The 6809-nt window shown below is 46.9% G+C and carries 7 protein-coding genes; 6 read left to right on the top strand and 1 reads right to left on the bottom strand.

Features of this window, described 5'->3' with window-relative positions; translation table 11 throughout:
* The first annotated feature begins 67 nt into the window (after positions 1-67).
* The 5 genes from ACTHSP_RS16175 to ACTHSP_RS16155 all read left to right on the top strand — a co-directional run bounded on the left by ACTHSP_RS16175 (position 68) and on the right by ACTHSP_RS16155 (position 5282).
* The gene (locus ACTHSP_RS16175) at positions 68-316 is read left to right on the top strand and encodes a surface lipoprotein assembly modifier (protein WP_440346448.1); all 249 of its coding nucleotides are present in this window, start codon (positions 68-70) and stop codon (positions 314-316) included.
* A 152-nt stretch (positions 317-468) separates the two neighbouring features.
* Positions 469-1584, top strand: a complete 1116-nt coding sequence (locus tag ACTHSP_RS16170) for a hypothetical protein (RefSeq protein ID WP_440346447.1) — start codon at positions 469-471, stop codon at positions 1582-1584.
* A 52-nt stretch (positions 1585-1636) separates the two neighbouring features.
* On the top strand, positions 1637-3910 hold the full coding sequence (locus ACTHSP_RS16165; RefSeq protein ID WP_440346446.1) for a Tex family protein: 2274 nt from the start codon (positions 1637-1639) through the stop codon (positions 3908-3910).
* A gap of 636 nt (positions 3911-4546) precedes the next feature.
* Positions 4547-4894: a hypothetical protein gene (locus ACTHSP_RS16160; RefSeq protein ID WP_440346445.1), complete on the top strand. Its 348-nt coding sequence runs from the start codon at positions 4547-4549 to the stop codon at positions 4892-4894.
* Positions 4895-4940: 46 nt separating this feature from the next.
* On the top strand, positions 4941-5282 hold the full coding sequence (locus ACTHSP_RS16155; protein WP_440346444.1) for a hypothetical protein: 342 nt from the start codon (positions 4941-4943) through the stop codon (positions 5280-5282).
* 57 nt (positions 5283-5339) lie between these two features.
* Here the strand turns inward: ACTHSP_RS16155 and ACTHSP_RS16150 are convergent, their stop codons facing one another.
* On the bottom strand, positions 5340-6230 hold the full coding sequence (locus tag ACTHSP_RS16150; RefSeq protein ID WP_049350927.1) for a LysR family transcriptional regulator: 891 nt from the start codon (positions 6228-6230) through the stop codon (positions 5340-5342).
* A 128-nt stretch (positions 6231-6358) separates the two neighbouring features.
* Here ACTHSP_RS16150 and ACTHSP_RS16145 point away from each other — a divergent pair, with 128 nt between their 5' ends.
* Positions 6359-6754: a DoxX family protein gene (locus tag ACTHSP_RS16145; protein ID WP_049350928.1), complete on the top strand. Its 396-nt coding sequence runs from the start codon at positions 6359-6361 to the stop codon at positions 6752-6754.
* The last annotated feature ends 55 nt before the right edge of the window (positions 6755-6809 follow it).

Below are 6809 nucleotides of genomic sequence, written 5' to 3'. Positions count from 1 at the left end.
ACGGCGATACGCCGTTTGAGGTCTTGCAGGCTTATTTTTCTCAACCTGTGGTGTAAACAACGCGGTTATTTTCTACACCTTAGCCACATCGCTCAACATCAGCGTGCAGCGCAGAAACTACCGCGGCCCCGACATTTTCAATATCCAGCGCCGCGACACCGAATACTTCACCCACCTGGCGCTGTCGCACAGCCGCCTCTCCTGGAAAGGCTTCACTCCGCGCCTGAACTGGACCTGGTCGCACATCCACAGCAACCATTTCTATTACCGCTATAACAACCACCGCGTGTTTTTGGATGTATTCAAGCAGTTCTGATAAAAAAGCAGCCTGCACTTTACTGGTTACAGTAAAATCAACAGGGTTGCGGGTTGGAAATATTAAGCGGCAGGCGGAAGATATTGCCGAATTGGAAGTGTTGAAACGGTAATATAGGATACCTAAAAATATAAACACAACATGAAAGGTTTATGATGGATAAAGGAATAAATAAGGCTTTATTAAGACAAGTAATTCAAATTCTCGAGAGGGAAAGAATACTCACATCCAACTTTAGCATTGAAGACTATAAGGTTCATTTCACTCAAATTATTTTAGAAAAAATGTCCCAATCAGATGATTGTTGGCTATCACTCTGCCCATTCAATTATCATTACATAGGCGAATCTTTTGAGAAAATATTAAACCTTTTAGAAAATAATTGGGATTCAGAAATATTAGATGATATATTTCTAATGTCAATTAGATTCTTACGAGAAGCTGAATTGACAATGAGGCGTCAGTACAAAAAAAAGCTTTGGAACGATGATGATACGTATGAAAGGATTTGGGATTGGTTTAAATCATTAACGAGTGATGACATTCCCTCCAACAAGAGATCTCAATTAAATTACATACAAAGCGACTATTCGCTTATGCTGCTCAACGATTATTTAGGAAATAAATCATTTCAAGCATTCTTAAACCATGAAGAAAATATAAAAAAGATTGAGCAACAGTCCATTACTTTAAAAGAAACATCAAACAAAATACAGAAAAATTTTGACGAGGAAATGCAGAAAAGTGTTGACGAGAAACTGGAAAAAGTCAAACAGTTAAGTGATACATTAGAAAATCTAAAGCAGGGTTTTAATTTTGTTGCCTTATCTGATGGATTCAGCAGAATGCTGAATGAAAAGAAATCAAGTAAGAAATCGATTTTACGGCTTTTATTTCTGATTGCAGTAATTATTTCAGCAATTCCGACATATAAATTCTTTTCTGATGGAGGTATTAATTTAACTTGGCAGCAAATCGCAATAAGTGCGGGTTTGGAATTGGTCTTAATCTATTTCTTTCGCGTTGTCTTATTTCATTACCGTACTGTGCAAACCCAAATCATGCAGCTAGATTTGCGGCTGTCGCTTTGCCAATTTATCCAAAGCTATGCCGAATATGCCAAAGAAATCAAAACCAATGATAAAGATGCGCTAGATAAATTTGAAAATCTTATTTTTAGCAGCATCTTATCTAGCGATGAAAAAATCCCCAGCACATTTGACGGTTTGGAACAATTAAGTATTCTAATCAAGCAGTTAAAACAATAATTTTCAGGTAACCTACCCCCAAAAGCAGCCTGCACCCATCCAAAGGACCCCCATGGACATCACCCAAATCCTCTCCCAAGAACTCTCTGCCACCGCCGCCCAAATCACCGCCGCCGTCGAGCTTTTGGACGACGGCGCGACTGTGCCGTTTATCGCCCGCTACCGCAAGGAGGCCACGGGCGGGCTGGACGACACGCAGTTGCGACAGCTTGCCGAGCGGCTGCAATACCTGCGCGAGTTGGAAGAGCGCAAAGCCGTTGTGTTAAAAAGCATTGAAGAGCAAGGCAAGCTTTCAGACGACCTCAAAGCGCAAATCGAGGTCGCCGACAACAAAACCGCGCTGGAAGACCTGTATCTGCCCTACAAACCCAAACGCCGCACCAAAGCGCAAATCGCGCGCGAACACGGTTTGCAGCCGCTGGCGGACGTGTTGCTTGCCGAGCAGCCGCAGGATATTGAAGCCGCCGCGCAAGGCTACCTGAACGAAAACGTCCCCGACGCCAAAGCCGCGCTGGACGGCGCGCGCGCGATTCTGATGGAGCAGTTTGCCGAAGATGCGGAACTCATCGGCACACTGCGCGACAAACTGTGGAACGAAGCCGAAATTCACGCGCAAGTCGTTGAAGGCAAAGAAACCGAAGGCGAAAAATTCAGCGATTATTTCGACCACTGCGAACCCGTCCGCGCCATGCCCAGCCACCGCGCGCTGGCGGTTTTGCGCGGCCGCAACGAAGGCGTGTTGAACATCGCACTCAAATACCAGCCCGACGACACGCCGATTACGCAGCAAAGCGAATACGAGCAAATCATCGCCCGCCGTTTCAAGGTTTCAGACGGCCACAAATGGCTGCGCGACACCGTGCGCCTGACTTGGCGCGCGAAAATCTTTTTATCGCTGGAACTTGAAGCCTTAGGTCGTCTGAAAGAAGCCGCCGACACCGACGCGATTACCGTTTTTTCCCGCAATCTCAAAGACTTGCTGCTCGCCGCACCCGCCGGACGGTTGACCACTTTGGGTCTCGACCCCGGCTACCGCAACGGCGTGAAATGTGCCGTGGTGGACGACACGGGCAAGATGTTGGATACCGTCATCGTCTATTTGCATCAAGAAAACAATATGTTGGCAACGCTGTCGCGCCTAATTAAACAGCACGGCGTGAAGCTCATCGCTATCGGCAACGGCACCGCCAGCCGCGAAACCGACAAAATCGCGGGCGAACTGGTGCGCGGAATGCCGGAAATGGGGCTGCACAAAATCGTCGTTTCCGAAGCCGGCGCGTCAATTTATTCCGCATCCGAATTGGCGGCGCGCGAGTTCCCCAACTTGGACGTTTCCCTGCGCGGCGCGGTGTCCATCGCCCGCAGGCTGCAAGACCCGCTCGCCGAGTTGGTCAAAATCGACCCCAAATCCATCGGCGTGGGCCAGTATCAGCACGACGTGAACCAAAGCCAGCTCGCCAAATCGCTGGACGCGGTGGTCGAAGACTGCGTGAACGCCGTCGGCGTGGACGTGAACACCGCCTCCGCCCCGCTCTTGGCGCGGATTTCCGGTTTGAATCAAACCCTTGCCCAAAATATCGTTGCCTACCGCGATGAAAACGGCGCGTTCGACAGCCGCAAAAAATTGCTGAAAGTACCGCGTTTGGGCGAAAAAACCTTCGAGCAGGCGGCGGGCTTTTTGCGGATTAACGGCGGCAAAGAGCCGCTGGACGCGAGCGCCGTCCACCCCGAAGCCTATCCCGTCGTCGCCAAAATGCTGGCGCAACAAGGCATTACCGCCGCCAAACTCATCGGCAACCGCGAGCGCGTGAAGCAAATCAAAGCGTCCGACTTCACCGACGAACGCTTCGGCCTGCCGACCATTCTGGACATCCTGTCTGAGCTGGAAAAACCCGGCCGCGACCCGCGCGGCGAGTTTCAGACGGCCTCCTTTGCCGAAGGCATTCACGAAATCAGTGACTTGCAAGTCGGCATGATACTCGAAGGCGTGGTTTCTAACGTCGCCAACTTCGGCGCGTTTGTGGACATCGGCGTCCATCAAGACGGCTTGGTGCACATCTCCGCCCTGTCCAATAAATTCGTCCAAGACCCGCGTGAAGTGGTGAAAGCCGGCGATGTGGTGAAAGTGAAAGTGCTGGAAGTCGATGCCGCCAGAAAACGCATCGCACTGACCATGCGTTTGGATGACGAAGCAGGCGGCGTAACCAAAGGCAACAGGTCGTCTGAAACCCGACATCAGGAACGCCGCGACCGCAAATCCCAACACAACGACCGCGCCCCGACCAATTCGGCAATGGCGGATGCGTTTGCGAAGTTGAAGCGTTAAGGTAGAAAACCAATTAAAGGCCGTCTGAAAACTTTTCAGACAACTTTTGCCGGCATTTACAGTTGTAATGATACGTTTGTTTTAGTTAAATTACGTTTATCTGAAATGGATTGTAGATTTTAGATATAATGGTATTTTACTCAAAATTACAAATTGAGTATCTGTTTAGTATTTTGTTATTGTTATGAAAGATTATTGGAAAACAGATATTGTTTTAGACTACTTTTGAATATTGGGTTTGTAACCCATTCTATATTTATTAAATTAATAAAAGATATTTCGGTTGAAATTTTAAAATATGGTAAAGATTTTTATATGTATTTTTTATTTTATCTTTATGATATGTTATTTTTTATTAGGTGGAATTTTATATGTATACAGGAGAGAATATTATGATATTTTTCTTATTTTTGTAAGAATTAATAAGTATATATTCTATGGTGGGGGGATCACTCTTTTTTTTCTTTCCTCTAGTGTAAAGTTTATTATTGGTAATATTACAGAGTCAAGTAAATTTTTTAAACAAATTAATATGATTTTTTATATTGTTCAGTATATTAATTTATTTATATTTTTTGCAATTTGTATTTCCGTTTTTTGGGTTGTGGTTTTTAGTTTAAAATTTGGAGTATGAGAATGCCAAACGCTGGATTTAGTTTTTTAAATATTGCACGCGAAAATGGATTAAGTACTGCTGATGCGATTCAAAATGCTAATAATATTCAGAAATATTTAGCCACGCCTGAAGCAGATAGAAATTCATTGGATGGCCTTGATGCTGCAATCGCAGCCTTATCTTTCGCCGCTACAAGTGTTGCTATGGGAGCTTCTGTAGCCAATGCAGGTCTCTCTGGTAATGCAAATGCAGCTGGTGCTATGTTGACGGGAGCTGCATATCAATTGAATGGGGCAGTTGCTTCAGCTTCTATGGCTGCAACTTATGCATATTTGAAGAGTAGTAGGTATCTTCAAATAAGCGTATAGTTCCAAATATTACAAATCCATCATCACAACCCAAGGAGTTCAAACCATGAAACCTGTTTTGTTTGCCGCGCTGATTTCCTGTTTCTCCGTTGCTGCGTATTCGGCCTGTACCGACAGCCAGCAGCAGTGCGTGATTTATAAAAACGGCAATGTTGCGACAGAAGGCGGCTGTACGGTCAGCAAGTGTCAAAGTGCCGATGCACAAGTGTTGAAATGGAAGCTGAAAAACGGCAAAGGCGTAACTGTGGAAATCGGAAAAAACGGTAAGGTTTTGGTGAACAAAAAACCGGGTGCGAAAGCGAACAACAGCAATGCGTCAGGCATGGGTTTGACATGCTATGCCGCCGATGCGGACAAACGTGAACAGTTCTGCTCGACCAATTATTGATTGGATTGTTGCTTTGATTAAAGGCCGTCTGAAAAGTGTTTCAGACGGCCTTGATGTTTATCCTTCCGATATTTTTTCATTGAGAAAGTCGATAAAGCTGCGTACTTTCGCGCTGAGAAAGGCCCTGTCGACATAAGTGGCGTTCAGTTGGTCTGCCCAGATGGTGTAATCGGGCAGGAGTTGGATCAATGTGCCGTCCTTCAATTCCTGCTGAACTGCCCAAAGGGGCTGATAGCCTATGCCTGCGCCTGCTTTAATCAGCTCGCGGATCATCAATGTGTTGTCGCTGCGGATAACCGGGGAGAGATGGAGAATGGCTTTTTCTGCGGTAGCGCGGTGGGTAATTTCCTGGTCTTGTTGACTGGTATAGGAAGGCAGGATGGCTTGGTGCTGCATGACGGCTTCGGGTGTATCGGGTGTGCCGTGTCGGGCAAGATAGTCGGGGGCGGCAAGCAGAACGAACTCGATTTTGGCCAGCGGTTTGACGATCAGCGAAGGGGAGGGGGTTTTGGAAACGCGCAAGGCGAGATCGAAGCCTTCGGCGATAAGGTCGATATGGCGGTTGTCGAGGACGAGGTCGAGCGTGACTTTGGGATAACGCTGGCGGTATTCGGCCAACCATGCGCTCATATTACCGCCTGCAAACCACAGGGGCATGGTTACGCGCAACATACCTTGCGGCGTGTCGGCGCCGCCTGCCGCTTTTTGGGCGGCGGTGTCCAAGGTATCCAGCGCGTAGCTGCATTGGCGGTAGTATTCTTCGCCTGCCTCGGTCAGGTGGAGGTTGCGGCTGTTGCGGTGTAAGAGCTTGGCTTGAATGGTGTTTTCCAGATGGCTGACGTGTTTGCTGGCCATAGCGGTGGAGATGTCGAGCTGATCGGCGGCACGGGTAAAACTACCGCTTTGAACCACTTGGCGGAAAACTTTTAGGCTGAATAGGGTATCCATAATTTCTTATTAGGAAACGTTGTATCAATAATTTTAGTATATATCTCTTACTGGGAATTATCTATACTGCACTTATTGAAATTGCTCCCTACCTCTTTCAGGTAGCCATTAAAATAAGGATTATTAAGATGTCAGCCCTCAAATCATTCCAACCGGTTGTATTGTCTGTCTTGCGTATTGTTGCGGCGTATCTGTTTTTGCTGCATGGCACAGCCAAGTTTTTCAGTTTTCCGATGTCCATGGGCGGCGCACCTGAAGGCTTGATGCTGGTGGCTGGTATTTTGGAAATTGTCGGCGGTATCTTATTGATATTGGGCCTGTTCACCCGTCCGGCCGCGTTTATTTTGTCCGGTCAGATGGCTGCCGCCTATTTTATGGCACACGCGTCTTCTGGTAATGTTTTGTTCCCATTGGCCAATCAGGGCGAATCTGCCGTTTTGTTCTGCTTCGTATTCCTGTATCTGGCAGTAGCCGGTGGCGGAGCGTGGGCTTTGGATAATGTTTTTGGTAAAGATAAAGATTAATTTAAGGAAAAGATCATGACTTATTCTGTTTTGCAACAAGCTGCTGAAACCCGTC

Source organism: Neisseria sp. P0001.S005 (assembly GCF_051963715.1).
Note: the sequence above shows the minus strand (reverse complement) of the source record. Positions and strands in the feature narration are given on the sequence as shown.